The organism is Okeania sp. SIO2F4, from assembly GCF_010672385.1.
In the GTDB taxonomy this organism is placed as follows: Bacteria; Cyanobacteriota; Cyanobacteriia; order Cyanobacteriales; family Microcoleaceae; genus Trichodesmium.
Genome location: NZ_JAAHGT010001382.1, coordinates 1 through 1,552, shown reverse-complemented (window position 1 = coordinate 1,552; position 1,552 = coordinate 1). Strand labels below are relative to the sequence as shown.

General features: G+C 34.4%; 2 protein-coding genes. One reads left to right on the top strand and one right to left on the bottom strand.

The genetic code is table 11. The annotated features are described in order from the left end of the window. Positions 1–119 precede the first annotated feature (119 nt). Entirely contained in the window at positions 120–566 is a 447-nt protein-coding gene (locus F6K22_RS40615; protein ID WP_483244208.1) for a phosphoadenylyl-sulfate reductase, read from the top strand. Positions 567–1,187: 621 nt separating this feature from the next. Here the strand turns inward: F6K22_RS40615 and F6K22_RS40610 are convergent. Beyond that, a partial coding sequence (locus F6K22_RS40610) for an alpha/beta hydrolase-fold protein (protein WP_293110806.1) occupies positions 1,188–1,552 on the bottom strand: 365 nt, incomplete at its 5' end.

The following is a 1,552-nucleotide window of genomic DNA, read 5'->3' as shown; positions in this document are numbered from 1 at the left end:
GTGTAATTAAGAATGTGTGAGATTTAGAATAATATAATTTTTGTAAAATAATATTATAAATAGTTTAGTTTAACAACAAATAAAAGGGAATAAAGAACAAAGAATAAAAATTAGCTCGGATGGAAGCTTTATATGGCCGACTTTGGAATGAAAAAGATGTTGATGCTCTCAACCGCTATGACCAAATACGCAAGGTAGAACCCATGCAACGAGCATTGAAAGAGCTTAGGGCGACTGGTTGGTTGGCTGGGTTAAGGGGAGACCAAACCAAGCACCGTCAAGGTTTAGCTCGAATTGGTAAACAGTCGGGTATATACAAGATTCTACCAATACTTAGTTGGCATTCACGGGATATTTATCAATATTTGACTGCTCACGATTTACCTTATCATCCATTTTTCGATTTGGGATACACTACTGTGGGAGATTGGCATTCTAGTCGGCCTCTGACTGCTGATGATACAGATGAACGTGATACCCGATTTCATGGCCTTAAGCAGGAGTGTGGGCTACATTTACCTAAAACACAGGCTGAAGCTCAAAGTCTTGATTCTAGTTCATTGTAATTAATTTGATTAGGAGTCGTGTGAGAATAACCATTAGAGTTTTTTTGATGGAAGCTAGATTTAACAATCTATTTCAGATAAAATTTGTAGAACTTATTTTTACATGATGCCTTGGCGTCAGATTATCGTTGCTACGTTCCGAAGGTGTGAGGTGTTAGGTTTTAAAAGCATTTTACAGATAAAGGCTGAAGAATTTTTTCGGAAAAAAATTTTAAGCTTTTAGCCCCTGTCGCTCAAAATGTAAGAATTTTCTTGTGGAAGAGCTAAAAAATATCAGACAATTCTTCTCTTTTTCTTAGATACCCATTTATCCTAACTTCTGACTCCTGACTACAATACCTTTTTTTGGTTAAATCCCCATTAAATGCAATCTAAAACCTAACACCAATTTAATAAATATTTGCTACAAATAGTTAGGGGATTTTTTAGGATTCAGGAGTCAGAATGAATAGCTTTGATACCATTTCTTAGTTCATCACTTATCTTATTAGTCAAATAGAGATCTTCTGTAAAGTCTTTTGATAGCCTTTATTATTCGTAACATTCTTTTTTCACGCTTGGCACAATACTTAAGATCTAGAATAGAACCTTTTTCAATTACTGCCTGGCTAAAGTCTTTATTTATTTCAAAGCTTCAGCATGATAACGAATATGATCTTCGATAAAAGATGCAATGAAATAATAGCTATGATCGTAATTTTCTTGCATTCTTAAAGTTAGTGGTAAGCCAACTTTTTTACAGGCATTTTCAAATACTTCTGGGAGTAATTGCTTTTGAGCTAAAAAAGGATCGGCAGTTCCTACGTCAATTAAAATCGGACGATTATAATCAGAAGTTAAAACTAATTCACTAGCATCATAATTACGCCAATTTTCTTGATTTGTACCTAAATAATTGGTAAAAGCTTTTTCACCCCAAGGGCAACTCATAGGTGCTGCAATTGGAGCAAAAGCCGAAACAGATTGATATTTTTCTGGATTTTTCA

Excerpts from the sequence above, each read along its gene's own strand:
- F6K22_RS40615 (WP_483244208.1), top strand. The coding sequence starts at position 120 with ATGGAAGCTTTATATGGCCGACTTTGGAATGAAAAAGATGTTGATGCT.